This window comes from Streptomyces misionensis, from assembly GCF_900104815.1.
Lineage (GTDB): Bacteria > Actinomycetota > Actinomycetes > Streptomycetales > Streptomycetaceae > Streptomyces > Streptomyces misionensis.
Genome location: NZ_FNTD01000004.1, coordinates 1779676 through 1795651, shown reverse-complemented (window position 1 = coordinate 1795651; position 15976 = coordinate 1779676). Strand labels below are relative to the sequence as shown.

Below are 15976 nucleotides of genomic sequence, written 5' to 3'. Positions count from 1 at the left end.
TACACCGTAGGGTCGAGCGCATGACGATCCACGCACACGCCCTCCTGTTCGACAACGACGGCACCCTCGTCTCCTCGTACGACTCCGTCGTGCGCTGCTGGACCAGGTGGGCCGGCGAGTACGGGGTCACCGCCGAGCGGCTGCGGGGCGTGGAGCTGCACGGCCGTACCGCCGCGGAGATCATCGCCGACCTGCTCCCGGCCGACCTGGTGCCCGGGGCCGTCGCCCGGGTCGAGCAGCTGGAGGTGGAGGACGTGGCCGGGGTGCGGCCGCTGCCCGGCACCCTGGAGTTCCTGGACTCCCTGCCCGCCGACCGCTGGGCCGTCGTCACCTCCGCCACCCGCCGGCTCGCCGAGGCCCGGCTCCAGGCCGCGGGCATCACGCCGAAGTCGCTGGTCAGTGCCGAGGACGTCACCCACGGCAAGCCCGATCCCGAGCCCTATCTGCTGGCCGCGCGGCAGCTCGGCGTGGACCCCGCCCACTGCGTCGTCTTCGAGGACGCCCCCGCCGGGCTGCGCGCGGCCCGCGCGGCCGGCATGGCCACCGTGGCGTTGGCCACAACCCACCGGGCCGGGGAACTCGACGCCGACCTGGTGGTGGACGACCTCGCGGCCTTGTCCGCACTGGTCCGCGACGCCCGGGTGGAGATATCCGTACGCGGCTGAGCCCGCCCCGGGCTGTCCGCCGCTGTCCAGCATCCGGACAGCGGCGGCCGGCCGACGGCCCACGTCTGCTTTACTGGGCCGCATGACCACGACGAACAGCCGCATCCCTGCGACCGAGGCGACCATGACGCCCGGTGCTGTTTGTACGTGTCCGTGTCGAATGTGCGCCTTCTAGAGGGCCCCCGCACCATCCGAGCCTCGCGCCCCGAAGCGAGAGCCGCGGCCCGTCCCGCGCCCGCACCCGGGCACGTGTGACCCGAGGCCGCCCGCGCACACGGCGTTCTCCACCGCCACCCGAGAACCGTGCCGCGTCCCCGACCGAACGCACGCAACGCACCCGTGCCCGGGCACACCCGCGCCCGCGCACTCGACAGTGACGGAAATCCAGTGATCACCACATCGGGCCTGACCAAGGTCTACCGCTCCCGCGGCCGCGAGGTCACCGCCCTCGACGGCGTCGATCTCCACGTCCGCGAAGGCGAGGTCTACGGCGTCATCGGGCAGTCCGGCGCCGGCAAGTCCTCCCTCATCCGCTGCGTCAACCTGCTGGAGCGCCCCACCTCCGGCACCGTGACCGTCGCCGGGCAGGACCTCACCGCCCTGGCCGGCCGCGGACCGCGCGCCGGCAAGGAGCTGCGCCAGGCGCGCAGCCGGATCGGCATGGTCTTCCAGCACTTCAACCTGCTGTCCTCGCGGACCGTGCAGGACAACGTCGAGCTGCCGCTGGAGATCCTGGGCAAGTCCGGGAAGGAACGTTCCGCCAAGGCGCTCGAACTGCTCGACCTGGTGGGCCTCGCCGACAAGGCCAAGGCCTACCCCGCCCAGCTCTCCGGCGGCCAGAAGCAGCGCGTCGGCATCGCCCGCGCCCTGGCCGGCGACCCCAAGGTGCTGCTGTCCGACGAGGCCACCAGCGCCCTCGACCCGGAGACCACCCGCTCCATCCTCCAGCTGCTGCGCGACCTCAACCGGCAGCTCGGCCTCACCGTCCTGCTCATCACCCACGAGATGGACGTGGTCAAGGCCGTCTGCGACTCCGCCGCCCTGATGGAGAAGGGCCGGATCGTGGAGTCCGGCACGGTCAGCGAGCTGCTGGCCACCCCCGGATCCGAACTGGCCGCCGCGCTGTTCCCGGTCAGCGGCGAGCGCACCGGCGCCGACCGCACGGTCCTCGACGTCACCTTCCACGGCGAGGCCGCCACCCAGCCGGTCATCTCCCAGCTGTCGCGCACCTACAACATCGACATCTCGATCCTCGGCGCCGCCATCGACACCGTCGGCGGCCTCCAGATCGGCCGGATGCGCCTCGAACTGCCCGGTCGCTACGAGGACAACGTGGTGCCCATCGGGTTCCTGCGCGAACAGGGACTGCAGATCGACGTCGTGGGCCAGGAGGCCGTACTGGTGAAGGAAGGTGCCAAGTGACCTGGTCCGAGATGCAGCCCCTGCTGTCGCAGGCCTGTTCCGAGACGTTCGACATGGTGCTCTGGTCCACCCTGATCGCCGTCGTCGCCGGCCTCCCGCTCGGCCTGCTGCTCGTCCTCACGGACCGCGGGGGCCTGCTGCAGAACATCGTCGCCAACAAGGTGATCGGCCAGATCGTGAACATCGGCCGCTCGCTGCCGTTCATCATCCTGATGGTCGCCCTGATGAGCTTCACCCGCTGGGTCACCGGCACCACGATCGGCACGGCCGCCGCGGTCGTACCGCTCGCCATCGGCGGCATCCCGTTCTTCGCCCGCCTGGTCGAGACGGCCGTCCGCGAGGTCGACCAGGGGCTCGTGGAGGCCGTGCAGTCCATGGGCGGCAACACCTGGACCATCGTCCGCAAGGTGCTCGTCCCCGAGTCCCTGCCCTCCCTGATCGCCAGCACCACCACCACGGTCATCGCCCTCATCGGCTACTCCGCGATGGCCGGCACGGTCGGCGGCGGCGGCCTCGGCGACCTCGCCGTCCGCTACGGCTACCAGCGGTTCGAGACCGAGCTGATGTGGATCACCGTCGCGATCCTCGCCGTCGCCATCTCCGTCATCCAGTTCGCCGGCGACTTCGCCGCCCGCGCCCTGCACAGCCGCGGCGGCCGCTCGGGCCCCGCGCCCAAGCTGCGGCTGCTGAAGGCCAAGGAGCCGGACGCGGCCGGGGTCGGCAAGGCCGCGTAGGCCCGCCCCGCCGCGCCGCACACAGACTCCCCGTCACCCTCACGGGGTCGCACCACCATAAGGAAAGGCACTTTTCGTGCGTAACACCGCCAAGTTCACCACCGCCGTCCTCGCCGCCGGAGCCCTCACGCTGGGGCTGACCGCCTGCGGCTCGGGCAAGTCCTCCGCCTCCCACGACTACAGCGGCCCGCTGGTCGTCGCCGCCACCCCGGTCCCGCACGCCGAAGTCCTTGACTTCGTCGAGAAGAACCTGGCGAAGAAGGCCGGACTCGACCTCCAGGTCAAGGAGTTCACCGACTACATCACGCCGAACACGGCGACCCAGGACGGCTCGGTGGGTGCCAACTACTTCCAGACCAAGCCGTACCTGGACGACTTCAACAAGAAGCGCGGCACCGACCTCGTGTCCGTCGCCGGCGTGCACCTGGAACCGCTCGGCCTCTACTCCCACAAGGCCAAGAAGGCGGCCGACCTCAAGAACGGCGCGACCGTCGCCGTCCCCAACGACGCCGACAACGAGTCCCGCGCCCTGAAGCTGCTCGCCACCGGCGGGCTCATCACCCTCAAGTCCGGCGTCTCCCAGGCCACCCCCCAGGACATCGCCGACAACCCCAAGCACCTCCAGTTCAAGGAGGTCGAGGCGGCCCAGACCCCGCGCTCCCTGGACGACGTGGACGCGGCGGTCGTCAACGGCAACTACGCCATCTCCGCGGGCCTCAAGCCCGCCAAGGACGCCATCATCCTGGAGTCCGCGAAGAACAACCCGTACGTCAACCTCCTCGTCGTGAAGAAGGGCAACGAGAACGACCCGCGGGTCAAGAAGCTCGCCAAGCTCCTCACCTCGCCCGAGGTCAAGAAGTTCATCGAGGACAAGTACCAGGGCTCGGTCATCCCGTCCTTCTGATCCGGCCCGGCAGGACGCACACCGCTTCGCGACCCACGGGGTCCACTCCCTCACCGGGTGTGGACCCCGTCGTGCGGTTCAGTGGTTTCATGCTGCATGCTGGGCAGTTCAGCAGGCCCGTGTGACGGCCCTGATGGTCTTACGAGTTTCCGAAGGTTACGGAGCGGCGCATGACGAGCACCTTCCCCAACATCTCCATCAGCACGGAGCGGTTGGTGCTGCGCCCCTTCGAGGAGACCGACGCCGAGGCCTTCGCCGAGATGATGAACGACGAACTGGTCACCGCCTGGACCTCCGTGCCCCAGCCCTACACCGCGGCCGACGCGCACGCCTGGATCACCCGGCGCGCCCCGGCCGAACGCGCCGAGGGCCGCGGCATCGTCTTCGCCGTCGACGAGTTCCTCACCCAGCGCCTGGTCGGCACCGTCCGGCTCAGCCACACCGACTGGCGGGTGCGCTCCGCCGAGATGTCGTACATCGTCGCCCCCTGGGCCCGCGGCGAGGGCTACGCCTCGGAGGCCGCCCTCGCCACCGCCCAGTGGTTCTTCCGCGACCAGGACTTCGAACGCCTGGAGCTGCGCACCGCCGCCGACAACACCGCCTCCCAGCAGGTCGCCCAGAAGATCGGCTGCATCAGCGAGGGAGTGCTGCGCGGCGCCTGGATAGCCCGCGCCCGCGACGACCGGGGCGAGTGGCGGGACGTGCGCACCGACCTCATCGTCTGGAGCCTGCTGCCCGAGGACCTCGACGGCGTGGGCGAGCAACTCGCCGACACCGGCGGCTTCACCGCCTTCCCCGACTGGAACTGAACCGCACGCGCTCTCGCGCCACGGTTTCACCGGGTACCCTCACGGAGCCCGCCCATGGGCCCTGTACCCCTGACGACCTGCGAAAACCTGGAGATGGACGACGATGGCCGACCGGGTCACGGTGATCGGCTGGGACGGCTCGCCGCTGACCGAGGCGGCACGTTCCGCCCTCGGCGCCGCCACCCTCGTGGCGGGCGCGGCCCACCACCTGGCACTGCCCGAGATCCCGCCCGCCGCCGAACGCATCCGCCTCGGCAGCGTCGCGCTCGCCGCCCGCCGCATCGCCGCCCACCGCGGCACCGCCGTCGTGCTCGCCGACGGCGACCCCGGCTTCTTCGGCGTGGTGCGCACCCTGCGCGCCCCCGAGTTCGGCCTGGAGGTGGAGGTCGTCCCCGCCGTCTCCTCCGTCGCCGCCGCCTTCGCCCGGGCCGGCATGCCCTGGGACGACGCCCAGGTGGTCGTCGCCCACCCGCGCACCCTGCGCCGGGCCGTGAACGTCTGCCGCGCGCACACCAAGGTGGCCGTCCTCACCTCGCCGGGCGCCGGCCCCGCCGAACTCGGCCTCCTCCTGGAGGGCGTCCACCGCACCTTCGTCATCTGCGAGGAACTGGGCACCGAACGCGAACAGGTCTCCGTCGTCACCTCCGACAAGGCCGCCGACCACACCTGGCGCGACCCCAACGTGGTCATCGTCATCGGTGGTCCGGTGGGCGCCGCGGAGGGCGGCGGCTGGATCGCCGGCCGCGACCCGGGCACCGGCCCGCGCGGCTGGGTCCAGCCCGACGAGGCGTACGGCGACGGCACACCGCTCGGCGAGGGCGAGACCGAACTGCTGCGCGCCGCCCAACTCGCCCGCCTCGGGCCCCGCGTCGGCGACCTCGTCTGGGACATCGGCTGCGGCTCCGGCGCGTTCGCCACCGAGGCCGCGCGGGCCGGCGCCGCCGTCATCGCCGTCGACCACGACCCGGCCGCCTGCGCCCGCACGGCCGACGCCGCGCGCCGCTACGGCGTCCAGCTCCAGGTGGTGCCGGGCAGCGCGCCCCACATCCTGGAGAACCTGCCGGAACCGGACGTCGTCCGGATCGGCGGCGGGGGAGCGGCCGTGGTCTCCGCGGTCGCCGACCGGCGCCCGCAGCGCATCGTCACCCACGCGGCCACCCGCGACGCCGCCGAACTCGTCGGCCGCGACCTCACCGAGCACGGCTACCGCGTCGAGTGCGCCCTGCTCCAGTCCGTCGAACTCGACACGCGGGCCTGGCGGGAGACCGAGCGGAACGTGGTCTTCCTGCTCACCGGCGCACTGCCGTCGCGCGAAGCGCCTCGTTGAGGGGCGGCGGCCGGGCCTGCCCGACCGCAACCCGTGATCGGGTTGTCGTACCGCGCGCGGTAGGCTGGCCGATCGTTGTACCGCACCGGCGCCCCGGAACTTCGTTCCCCAATGTCCGGAACGCACGCCCGTTTTGGGGTGGGTGTGGTATGGCGAACCCGTGGACGCGCAACGTGGCGCAGTCCACAGCGGCCTGTCGCGGATCATGCTGTCGCGACGGCGTCACGACCGGGACAATGCCACTGAATGGCTTTGTCGCCTTTTCCGGCGGGTCGTTCGTGCCGCTGGGCACGGACGCTCGTTCTTCACTACGGGGCGGTCGGTGTGCCGTTCCGGGTGAGCTGGTCGTAGGAGCACTAACCGATTGGGCGAGGGGTACGCATGACCGACACCGGCCAGGTCCCGGGCGAGGGACAGCCGGAGAGCGCAGGCATGGTGGAGCAGCCGGGCGTCACCGCGCACGGCGCGTACACCTATCTCTCCGAGGCACCCGCCGAGGACGAAGACCTGCTGCTGCCGGGAGCCCAGGGCGCGTGGGGCAACGAAGTGCCGCCGCCCGCCCCGGAGCCGGTGGTCGAGGCCCTCCACGAGCCGGACCCGCACGAGGCCGCCGGCCGCGACACCGGTTCCGTGGACCTCGGCGGCGTCCGCCTGCCCTCGGCCCAGGACGCCTCGGCGCCCCGCCGCCCGCTGCACCTCGGCCCGCCCATCCCCAACAACTCCGCCGGACCGGTCCGCTCCCTGGCCGACCGGGGCCCGGAGTACCTCGACGCCCAGCCCCTGCGCGAGATGGGCCCGCAGAGCGCGGCGCCCTGGGGCGCCGGGACCGGCCAGATGCCGGGCGCCCAGACGGCCGGCCAGGCACCGGCCGCGGCGGCTCCCGGCCCCGTGGCGGCCGCTGCGGGCACCGCCGCGGAGGCGGTCGTCGCTGCCGGGGCGCCGGGTGCCGAGGACACCGCGGTGGCCGCGCCGGGTGCGGCCGAGGCCGCGCCGGTCGCCGAGGCCCCCGGTGCGCCGGTCGCCGGTGCCGAAACGGTTGACCCGGCGGCCGTGCCGGCGCAGGGCGAGCCCGCCGCCCAGGTGGTGCAGGGCCACGACGGTCCGCAGCCCGCCGACGGCCACGACGGTGTGTACGTGGCACCGGCTCCTCAGGCCGGAGAGGCCCCGCTCACGGAGCCGACCGCGCAGGACCTGTCCGCGCCCGCCGGGGCCGCGCACGAGCCGGAGGCCCAGGCCCCCGAGGCGGCCGTCGCGGCTCCCGTCGACGGCACCCCCGGCCCGGCCGACGCGCAGGCCCCCGCAGCCGTGGCGGCCCAGCCCGTCGCCGCGCCGTCGGAGACGGCGCCCGCCACCGAGACCGCGCAGCCTGCCGCCGGTGAGCCCGTCGCCACCGAGGCCGCGCAGCCCATCGCCGCCGAGACCGTGCAGCCCGTTGCCGACGAGGCCGCCGCCCAGCCCGTCGCCGTGGAGCCCGTTGCCGCCGAGGCCGTGGAGCCTGCCGAGCCCGTCGCCCCCGTGGTCGAGCAGGCCGCCCCGCAGGCCCCCGCAGCGGTGGCCGCCCAGCCTGGCGCCGTTCCGGCCGCCACCGTGCCCGCCGCCGAGGTCGCCCAGCCCGCGCAGGCCGTCGTCGAGCCTGGTCCGGCCCCCGTCGAGGCCGCCCAGGCGCCGGAGGTCGTCGCCGAGTCCGCTCCCGCCGAGCCCGTGCAGGCCCCCGCCGAGGCGGCCCGGCCGGTGGAAGCCGCCGCCGAGCCGGTCCCCGCCGAGGCCCTGGCCACGGAGCCCGTTCAGGCACCGGCGGAGGCCGCCGCTCAGCCCGCCGAGCTCCCTGCTCCCCTGGCCGAGCAGGCCGCCCCGCAGGCCCCCGCCGCGGCGACCCCCGAGGCCCCCGCCGCCGCGGCCCCCGAGGCGATCGCCGTCGCCGAGGTCGCCGAGCCCGTCGCCCCCGTGGCCGAGCAGGCCGTCCCGCAGGCCCCCACTGCCGCGACCCCCGAGGCCGTCGCCGCCGCCCAGCCGGTTGCCGCCGAGGCCGCCGCCCAGCCTGCCGAGGCCGTGGCCGCCGAGCCCGCGGCCGTCCAGGCTCCCGCGCCCGTCGCCGAGGTGCCGGGAGAAGCCCAGTCGGCCGAGCAGCCCGCCGCGGCGACCGCGCCGGACCCGCACCAGGTGCAGGGCCCGCAGACGGTCGCACCCGTGGCCGGGCCCGCCGAGACCGAGGCGCACCCCCAGCCGGTACCGCCGCAGCCCCAGCCGACCGCCCAGGACACCGTCGGCCAGGCCGCTCACGCCGCCGAGCCCGCCCGGGCGGGCAACCCGGCCGCGGCCGCCCCCGGCGCCGGGACCCCGGTCGAGGCCCCGGCACCGGTCGCCGCCGGGGACCCGCAGACCCCCGTGGCCGCGGACCCGCAGACCGCCGAAGTCACCGAGCCTCAGGCCACTGAACCCCAGGCCGCCGCACCCGAGGACGCCCCGGCGCCCGCCCCGCAGCAGGACGCCGTACCCGCGGACCTCCCCGAGCAGCCCGCTCCCGCCGAGGGCGGGACGCCCGGCGACGTGCCCCCGCACCCCGAGCCGCCGCTCGGGCGGTTCGTGCCCGTGGACGGCCAGGTGCCCAGCGCCCCGCACCTCGCGCCGACCCCGCCCGCCCCCCTCGTCGTACCCGCCCAGGGTGCTCCCGCGCCGCAGGCCACCGTGCCCGCGCCCCGCGAGGCCGAGGCCGTGCCGCAGGAGGGCCCGGAGACCGGCGCCGCCGACCCGGCACCGGCGCCCCGGTCCACCGGTCCGGCCGCCCCCGGCTACGACGACGCCGAGCGCGAGGCCGTCCTGAAGGTGATGCGCGAACGCCGCGACATCCGCAACGGCTTCCGCGACGACCCCATCCCGCACGAGGTGCTGCTGCGCGTCTTGGAGGCCGCCCACACGGCGCCCTCCGTGGGCCACTCCCAGCCCTGGGACTTCGTCGTCATCCGGTCCGCCGAGACCCGCCGCACCATGCACGAACTGGCCATGCGCCAGCGCGAGGCGTACGCCAAGTCGCTGCCCAAGGGCCGGGCCAAGCAGTTCAAGGAACTGAAGATCGAGGCCATCCTCGACACCCCGGTGAACATCGTCGTCACCGCCGACCCGACCCGCGGCGGCCGGCACACGCTCGGCCGTCACACCCAGCCCCAGATGGCGCCGTACTCCGCCGCACTCGCCGTCGAGAACCTCTGGCTGGCCGCCCGCGCCGAAGGTCTCGGCGTCGGCTGGGTCAGCTTCTTCGACGAGCGCGAGATGGTGCGCGCCCTCGGCCTGCCCGAGCACCTGGAGGTCATCGCCTACCTGTGCGTCGGGTACGTCGACGAATTCCCGGACGAGCCCGAGCTGATGCAGGCCGGCTGGTCCAAGCGACGCCCCCTGTCCTGGGTGGTGCACGAAGAGACATACGGCCGCCGCGCCCTCCCCGGAGAGGAACCCCACGACCTGCTTGCCGAGACCGTCGCACAGATCCGCCCGCTCGACGCCAAGGCGCTGGGCGAGGCATGGGAGCGCCAGAAGCGCATGACCAAGCCGGCCGGCGCGCTCGGCATGCTGGAGATCATCTCCGCGCAGCTGTCGGGGCTGTCCCGGCAGTGCCCGCCGCCGATCCCGGAGCCCGCCGCCGTCGCCATCTTCGCGGGCGACCACGGTGTCCACGCCCAGGGCGTCACCCCCTGGCCCCAGGAGGTCACCGGCCAGATGGTGGCCAACTTCCTGGGCGGGGGAGCCGTCTGCAACGCCTTCGCCGCCCAGGTCGGCGCCGAGGTGTGTGTCGTGGACGTCGGCGTCGCCGCCGACCTGCCCGCCACCCCCGGCCTGCTGCCCCGCAAGATCCGCGGCGGCACCTCCGACATGACCGCCGGGCCCGCCATGACCCGCGAGGAGGCCAAGGCCGCCATCGAGGTCGGCATCGAGACCGCCCGCGACCTGGTCGCGGCCGGCAACAAGGGCCTCCTCACCGGCGAGATGGGCATCGCCAACACCACCGCGTCCGCCGCGCTGATCTCCGTCTTCACCGGCGCCGACCCGGCCGAGGTCACCGGCCGCGGCACCGGCATCAACGACGAGACGCTGGCCCGCAAGACCGAGGTGGTCCGCCGCGCCCTGGAACTCCACCAGCCCGACCCGGCCGACCCGATCGGCGTCCTCGCGGCCGTCGGCGGCTTCGAGCACGCGGCGATGGTGGGCCTGCTGCTCGGCGGCGCGTCCCTGCGGACGCCGGTCATCCTGGACGGCGTCAGCGCGGGCGCCGCGGCCCTGGTGGCCCGCGCCATCGCCCCGGAGGTCCTCGCGGCCTGCATCGCCGGCCACCGCAGCGCCGAACCCGGCCACGTGGCCGCCCTCAACAAGCTCGGCCTGCGCCCCCTGGTGGACCTCGACCTCCGCCTCGGCGAGGGCACGGGCGCCCTGCTCGCCCTCCCGCTGGTACAGAGCGCGGCCAGGGCGATGCACGAGGTGGCCACGTTCGACTCGGCGGGCGTCACGGAGAAGTAGCCGACGAGGGGGCCCGGCTCCCCGGCCACGGGTGCGGTGCCGGCACCGCACCCGTGGCCGTTCCGTCCCAGTCCCCGGGCACCCGCTCCGTCCCCCGCCGACGCCACCGTAAAATCCGCACGTCAGGGCCACTACAACGCCCCCGGAGGAGCCCGCCATGGCCGAACACCCCGCCTACCCCGTAGGCCTCCGCCTCTCCGGCCGCCGCGTGGTCGTCCTCGGCGGCGGCCAGGTCGCCCAGCGCCGCCTGCCCGCCCTGCTCGCGGCCGGCGCGGACATCGTCCTCGTGTCCCCCGAGGCCACCCCCTCGGTCGAGGCGATGGCGGACGCGGGCGAGATCACCTGGCGCCGGCGCCGGTACGAGGACGGCGACCTCGCCGACGTCTGGTACGCCCTCATCGCCACCGGCGACCACGAGGCCAACGCCGCCGCCTCCGCCGAGGCGGAACGCCGGCGCGTGTGGTGCGTCCGCTCCGACGACGCCGACCAGGCCACCGCCTGGACCCCCGCCACCGGCACCAGCGCCGGCGTCACGGTCGCCGTCCTCACCACGGACGCCCGCGGCCGCGACCCCCGGCACACCGCCGCCATCCGGGACGCGGTCGTCGAGGGCCTGCGCGACGGCACCCTCGTCGCCCCCCACCACCGCACCCGCACCGCCGGCGTCGCCCTGGTCGGCGGCGGCCCCGGCGACCCCGACCTGATCACGGTCCGCGGCCGCCGGCTGCTCGCCGAGGCCGACGTCGTCATCGCCGACCGGCTCGGCCCGCGCGATCTGCTCGCCGAACTCCCGCCGCACGTCGAGGTGATCGACGCGGCGAAGATCCCGTACGGCCGCTACATGGCCCAGGAGGCCATCAACAACGCGCTGATCGAGCACGCCAAGCAGGGCAAGTCCGTGGTACGGCTCAAGGGCGGCGACCCGTTCGTCTTCGGCCGGGGCATGGAGGAGGTCCAGGCGCTCGCCGAGGCGGGCATCCCCTGCACCGTCGTGCCCGGCATCTCCAGCTCCATCTCCGTGCCGGGCGCGGCCGGCATCCCGGTCACCCACCGGGGCGTCGCCCACGAGTTCACGGTCGTCAGCGGCCATGTCGCCCCCGACGACGAGCGATCCCTGGTCGACTGGCCCTCGCTCGCCCGGCTCACCGGCACCCTGGTGGTCCTCATGGGCGTCGACAAGATCGGGAAGATCGCCGAGACGCTGATCGCGCACGGCAGGCCGCCACAGACCCCGGTCGCCCTGGTGCAGGAGGGCACGACCGCCGCGCAGCGCCGCGTCGACGCCACCCTCGCCACGGTCGCCGAGGCCGTGCGCACCGAGGACGTGAAGCCCCCGGCGGTCATCGTCATCGGCGAGGTCGTCACGGTCGGTCCGGAGCCCACCCCCTGACCGAAACCCGCCCGATCGCGGGTTACCTCGGGTAATGCACCCGTATCCAGCCGTTGGCACCACTCCAGGACAAGGCAGTACCACCCTGTGGCCGATCTCATCACCATCGAGGATCCCGACGACCCGCGCCTGTCGGACTACACGGGCCTGACCGACGTCGAGCTGCGCCGCAGGCGCGAGCCCGCCGAGGGCCTGTTCATCGCCGAGGGCGAGAAGGTCATCCGCAGGGCCAAGGAGGCCGGCTACGAGATGCGCTCCATGCTGCTCTCGGCCAAGTGGATCGACGTCATGCGCGACGTCATCGACGAACTCCCGGCCCCCGTCTACGCGGTGAGCCCCGAACTCGCCGAGCGGGTCACCGGCTACCACGTGCACCGCGGCGCCCTCGCCTCCATGCAGCGCAAGCCGCTGCCGACGGCCGCCGAACTGCTGCGCACCGCCCGCCGCGTGGCGGTCATGGAGTCGGTCAACGACCACACCAACATCGGCGCCATCTTCCGCTCGGCCGCCGCCCTCGGCATGGACGCGGTCCTGCTCTCGCCCGACTGCGCCGACCCGCTGTACCGGCGCAGCGTCAAGGTCTCGATGGGCGCGGTGTTCTCGGTGCCGTACGCCCGTCTCGACCACTGGCCGAAGGGCCTGGAGCAGGTCCGCGAGTCCGGCTTCACCCTGCTCGCCCTCACCCCGGACGAGAAGGCCCGCAGCCTGGACGAGGCCGCCCCGCACCGGATGGACAGGGTGGCGCTGATGCTGGGCGCCGAGGGCGACGGACTGTCCGCCCGGGCGCTGGCCGCCGCCGACGAACGGGTCCGCATCCCGATGTCGCACGGCGTCGACTCGCTCAACGTGGGCGCGGCGGCCGCGGTCGCCTTCTACGCCGTGGCGACGGGCCGTCCGCAGTCCTGAAACCCCTCGGCCGAGGGCCGGTCACCCGGCGGCGCCGGGTCCCGCCACGTGGCCGTGCCCGGATGCCGGCGCCTCCCCGGCTGCCCGCGGCGGCTCGACGCGCGCGTGCCGTACCGGCTCCCCGCCCAGCGCGCCCCCGAACCCGCCGCCCAGGCCGCGGGCCGGTCCCTGGCAGCCCTGCGCCAGCGCGATGCCCAGCGCCACCAGCAGGGTCACCACCACGAACACGAACAGCCGCTGACGCAGCAGCCGCGGGTTGGCGGGCCGCAGCCTGGTCTTCGTGGTACGCGGGGCCGGCCGGCGCGCGCCGTTGCGGGTGCCGGGACGGCTCCCCCCGCCCGAGCGCGGGCCGCCGCGCTGTTCCGGGGCGGGCCGCGCCCCACCCGGGCGCGAGGGCACGGCCCCGCCGCGCGGGCCGCTCCCGCCCCGCGAGGGCACGCCGCCCCGGGGCGCGGCACCGCGCGGCGGCGGAGTGCCGGGAGCGGCACGGCGCTGGGCGCGCTGCGGGTCGGGATAGGTGTCGACGAGCCGCCCGGTGGGCCGGTCCGCCTCCGCCGCGCGCGGGGAGGGCGGCCGCACCTCGCCCAGCCCCTGCGCCTCGCGGGCCGCGATCTCCTTGAGCCGCAGCGACAGTTGCAGGGTGCTGGGCCGGTCCTCCGGGTCCTTCGCGAGGCAGGCCCGGATCAGCGGGGCGAGCGCGTCCGGCACGCCGTGCAGCTGCGGTTCCTCGTGCACCACCCGGTACAGCATCACCTCGGAACTGCCGTGCCCGAAGGGCGAGTCGCCGGTCGAGGAGTAGGCGAGGGTGGCGCCCAGCGAGAAGACGTCCGTGGCCGGGGTGACCGCGGCGCCGCGCACCTGCTCGGGCGCGAGGAAGCCGGGGGAGCCCACGGCGGTGCCCACATGGGTGAGCGTGGAGGCGCCGGTGGACCAGGCGATGCCGAAGTCGATGATCCGCGGCCCCTTGGGGGACAGCAGGATGTTGGAGGGCTTCAGGTCCCGGTGGACGACCCCCGCCTCGTGCACCGCGACCAGCCCCTCGGACAGGGCCGCGCCGATCGCCGCCGCGTCGGCCGCGCTGAGCGGGCCCTCGTCGGCGACCTTGTCGTGCAGCGAGGGGCCGGGCACGTACTGGGTGGCGAACCAGGGCCGCTCGGCCTCCAGGTCGGCGGCCACCAGACGGGCCGTGCAACCGCCCCGGATGCGACGGGCCGCCGAGACCTCGCGCGCGAAACGCGAGCGGAACTCCTGGTCCTCGGCGAGATCGGGCCGGATCACCTTCAGGGCGACCCGCTGCCCCTTCTTGTCGGAGCCGAGGTAGACCACGCCCATCCCGCCCGCGCCGAGCCGTCGGTGAAGCCTGAACGAGCCGACGACGCGCGGGTCCTCGCGCCTCAGGCGCATCATCGCCATGTTCATCCCCGCTGCCCGGTCCCTCTGACGTGGCACAGCTTACGTTTCCCGGGCCGCCCGCGCGCAGAGGCCGCGCCCTCTCGCCCCGACGGATTGTGCGCGCCGCCCGGACCAGGTGAGACACGGTCAGGAAGCCGTGCTGGGCGGGCACTTTGGGCCGACGGCACCGTCAACCCGATTGCCCCGCAGGGGGGTTGACCCCGCCGCGACCAGGCGTCCCCGTGCTCGGACGCCGCCGCCGGACCCGCCGCGCACCCCCCGCCGCAGCCGTCGCCGACGGGTTCCCGAAGCGCACCCGGCGCCCGCGCCGACACCGGTCCGAGTGATCGAACTCACTCATTCCGGGCCGCCGGACGCGTCCGACATGCCCGACACGGTGGACGACCCCTCAGGGAAGACCCCGAGACCCGGGACCTGCTCTCCACCCACGGGAGTACGCCCCGGCCGGGGCCTCATCCTCCCGGAGGCCCGGCAATCGGTACGAGGGCATGACGCCCGCCGCGTCCCCCGCGCCTAGATTTGAGGTCAAGCGGCGGGTGCAGCGCTCGTCCCCCGAGGTCGGACACCCGCCGCTGTTCGGACGATCGAGACGGTCAGGAGAGGGACCATGGCCCACACGGCACCGCGGCGCGCCACGTACGCGGCCCGCCGCACGGGCCGTCGCCACCCGCTGGTGGCGACGCTCATGGCCCTTCCCCTGGCGGCCCTGCTCCTGCTGGTCTTCGACGGCTGGGAGACGGTGGCCACACAGGCGTCGTCCGTGGGTGCGATGCTGGGGCGCTGAGCGGCGACCCCAGGCCCGGAAGAGCGGTCCGGGCGGGGACATCCATCCATGAAACCCCGTGGGGACGGGGGTGCGGCGGACGGCACACATGCCGGCGCAGCTGGGGAGCTGCGCCGGCATCGCCGTTTCCGGGCCCGGCGGCCCGGCACCGGGGAGCGCCGTGGCCCGCCCGGCCCCCGCCGCCGTCGTACCGTCACCCCACCCGAGCAGCGAGGTTCCGTGAACATCCTGTCCGCGCTCACGGCGCACGTCCGCGCCGACGGCACCCCCGTCACCCTCGCCGACCGCCCCGACGCCACCGTCGTCCGGGTGGCCGGCACCGTCGCCAAGGCCCACGCCCCGGGCACCGACCCCGGCCACCTCGCCCGGCGCCTGGAGACGGCGGCGCGGCTCCCCGGCATCCTGCTGCCCCCGCTCACCCCCGCCCCCGCCCGTCTGCACGACCGCCTCGTCACCCGCTGGCCCTACGGCACCCCCGTGGACCCGGACGATCCCGGCGCCGCCCCCTGGGAGGCCACCGCCACCCTCCTCGCCCGCCTGCACGGCACCGCCCCGCCCCCGCTCCCGCCGATGCGCGGTCCCGCCAAGGCCGCCCGCGCCGTCGCCCGGCTGCGCGCCGCCCTGCGCACCGGGTCCCACGACGCCGCCCGCCCCGTCCTCGACGCCTGGGGCACCCTCCCCGCGTGGGCCCGCGACGAGGCCCCGATGCCCGGCCCGCCCGCCCTGTGCCACGGCGATCTCCATCTCGGCCAACTGGTCCGGCACCCCGCCCCCGACGGACCGTGGCGGCTGATCGACGTGGACGACCTGGGGCTCGGCGTCCCCGCCTGGGACCTGGCCCGCCCCGCCGCCTGGTACGCCTGCGGGCTCCTGCCGCCCGACGCCTGGACCCGCTTCCTGGCCGCCTACCGGGCGGCCCGCGGCCCGGCCGTGCCCGCCGACGGCGACCCCTGGCCCGCCCTGGAGGTCCCCGCCCGCGCCCTCACCGTGCAGACGGCCGCCCTGGCGATCACCAAGGCGCTGGTGGCAGACCGCCCGCTGGACGAGGCCGAACGGGCCCTCGTCGACGCTTGCGCGCGCATGACGGCCGTGCCGTACACCACTTGACCCGCGGAC

At 75.0% G+C, this 15976-nt stretch carries 12 protein-coding genes; 11 read left to right on the top strand and 1 reads right to left on the bottom strand.

Annotation, left to right across the window (positions count from 1 at the left end):
* The first annotated feature begins 20 nt into the window (after nucleotides 1-20).
* The 9 genes from BLW85_RS09665 (at nucleotide 21) to BLW85_RS09625 (ending at nucleotide 12663) form a co-directional block, all read left to right on the top strand.
* The gene (locus tag BLW85_RS09665; protein ID WP_070030116.1) at nucleotides 21-665 is read left to right on the top strand and encodes an HAD-IA family hydrolase; all 645 of its coding nucleotides are present in this window, start codon (nucleotides 21-23) and stop codon (nucleotides 663-665) included.
* A 387-nt stretch (nucleotides 666-1052) separates the two neighbouring features.
* Nucleotides 1053-2087 carry a methionine ABC transporter ATP-binding protein gene (locus BLW85_RS09660; protein ID WP_074991835.1) on the top strand — a complete coding sequence of 345 codons (1035 nt, stop codon included), beginning with the start codon at nucleotides 1053-1055 and terminating at the stop codon, nucleotides 2085-2087.
* Nucleotides 2084-2821 (top strand): methionine ABC transporter permease, encoded by a 738-nt coding sequence (locus BLW85_RS09655; protein WP_070030113.1) that lies wholly within the window; start codon nucleotides 2084-2086, stop codon nucleotides 2819-2821. Before BLW85_RS09660 ends, BLW85_RS09655 begins: the two co-directional genes overlap by 4 nt.
* Nucleotides 2822-2897: 76 nt before the next feature.
* The gene (locus BLW85_RS09650; RefSeq protein ID WP_070030111.1) at nucleotides 2898-3725 is read left to right on the top strand and encodes a MetQ/NlpA family ABC transporter substrate-binding protein; all 828 of its coding nucleotides are present in this window, start codon (nucleotides 2898-2900) and stop codon (nucleotides 3723-3725) included.
* 170 nt (nucleotides 3726-3895) lie between these two features.
* Entirely contained in the window at nucleotides 3896-4534 is a 639-nt protein-coding gene (locus tag BLW85_RS09645) for a GNAT family N-acetyltransferase (RefSeq protein WP_070030109.1), read from the top strand.
* Between the two features lie 103 nt (nucleotides 4535-4637).
* The gene (gene cbiE / locus BLW85_RS09640; RefSeq protein WP_074991834.1) at nucleotides 4638-5861 is read left to right on the top strand and encodes a precorrin-6y C5,15-methyltransferase (decarboxylating) subunit CbiE; all 1224 of its coding nucleotides are present in this window, start codon (nucleotides 4638-4640) and stop codon (nucleotides 5859-5861) included.
* Between the two features lie 381 nt (nucleotides 5862-6242).
* Nucleotides 6243-10367 (top strand): nicotinate-nucleotide--dimethylbenzimidazole phosphoribosyltransferase, encoded by a 4125-nt coding sequence (gene cobT / locus BLW85_RS09635; RefSeq protein WP_074991833.1) that lies wholly within the window; start codon nucleotides 6243-6245, stop codon nucleotides 10365-10367.
* Nucleotides 10368-10524: 157 nt separating this feature from the next.
* Nucleotides 10525-11757: a uroporphyrinogen-III C-methyltransferase gene (gene cobA, locus BLW85_RS09630; protein WP_074991832.1), complete on the top strand. Its 1233-nt coding sequence runs from the start codon at nucleotides 10525-10527 to the stop codon at nucleotides 11755-11757.
* Between the two features lie 87 nt (nucleotides 11758-11844).
* On the top strand, nucleotides 11845-12663 hold the full coding sequence (locus BLW85_RS09625) for a TrmH family RNA methyltransferase (RefSeq protein WP_070030103.1): 819 nt from the start codon (nucleotides 11845-11847) through the stop codon (nucleotides 12661-12663).
* Between the two features lie 21 nt (nucleotides 12664-12684).
* On the opposite strand, the gene BLW85_RS09620 is transcribed toward BLW85_RS09625, so the two are convergent.
* The gene (locus BLW85_RS09620) at nucleotides 12685-14082 is read right to left on the bottom strand and encodes a serine/threonine-protein kinase (RefSeq protein ID WP_071828521.1); all 1398 of its coding nucleotides are present in this window, start codon (nucleotides 14080-14082) and stop codon (nucleotides 12685-12687) included.
* A gap of 601 nt (nucleotides 14083-14683) precedes the next feature.
* On the opposite strand from BLW85_RS09620, the gene BLW85_RS39340 reads away from it, so the two are divergent.
* Complete coding sequence (locus BLW85_RS39340; RefSeq protein ID WP_167381395.1) at nucleotides 14684-14860, top strand: hypothetical protein; 177 nt, start codon at nucleotides 14684-14686, stop codon at nucleotides 14858-14860.
* A gap of 219 nt (nucleotides 14861-15079) precedes the next feature.
* Complete coding sequence (locus tag BLW85_RS09615) at nucleotides 15080-15967, top strand: phosphotransferase family protein (RefSeq protein WP_074991831.1); 888 nt, start codon at nucleotides 15080-15082, stop codon at nucleotides 15965-15967.
* Nucleotides 15968-15976: the final 9 nt, after the last annotated feature.

What these genes read in the sequence shown, in the direction of transcription:
- BLW85_RS09665 (WP_070030116.1), top strand. Translation starts at nt 21, where the DNA reads ATGACGATCCACGCACACGCCCTCCTGTTCGACAACGACGGCACCCTC.
- BLW85_RS09645 (WP_070030109.1), top strand. Translation starts at nt 3,896, where the DNA reads ATGACGAGCACCTTCCCCAACATCTCCATCAGCACGGAGCGGTTGGTG.
- cbiE (WP_074991834.1), top strand. Translation starts at nt 4,638, where the DNA reads ATGGCCGACCGGGTCACGGTGATCGGCTGGGACGGCTCGCCGCTGACC.
- cobT (WP_074991833.1), top strand. Translation starts at nt 6,243, where the DNA reads ATGACCGACACCGGCCAGGTCCCGGGCGAGGGACAGCCGGAGAGCGCA.
- cobA (WP_074991832.1), top strand. Translation starts at nt 10,525, where the DNA reads ATGGCCGAACACCCCGCCTACCCCGTAGGCCTCCGCCTCTCCGGCCGC.
- BLW85_RS09620 (WP_071828521.1), bottom strand. Translation starts at nt 14,082, where the DNA reads ATGAACATGGCGATGATGCGCCTGAGGCGCGAGGACCCGCGCGTCGTC.
- BLW85_RS39340 (WP_167381395.1), top strand. Translation starts at nt 14,684, where the DNA reads ATGGCCCACACGGCACCGCGGCGCGCCACGTACGCGGCCCGCCGCACG.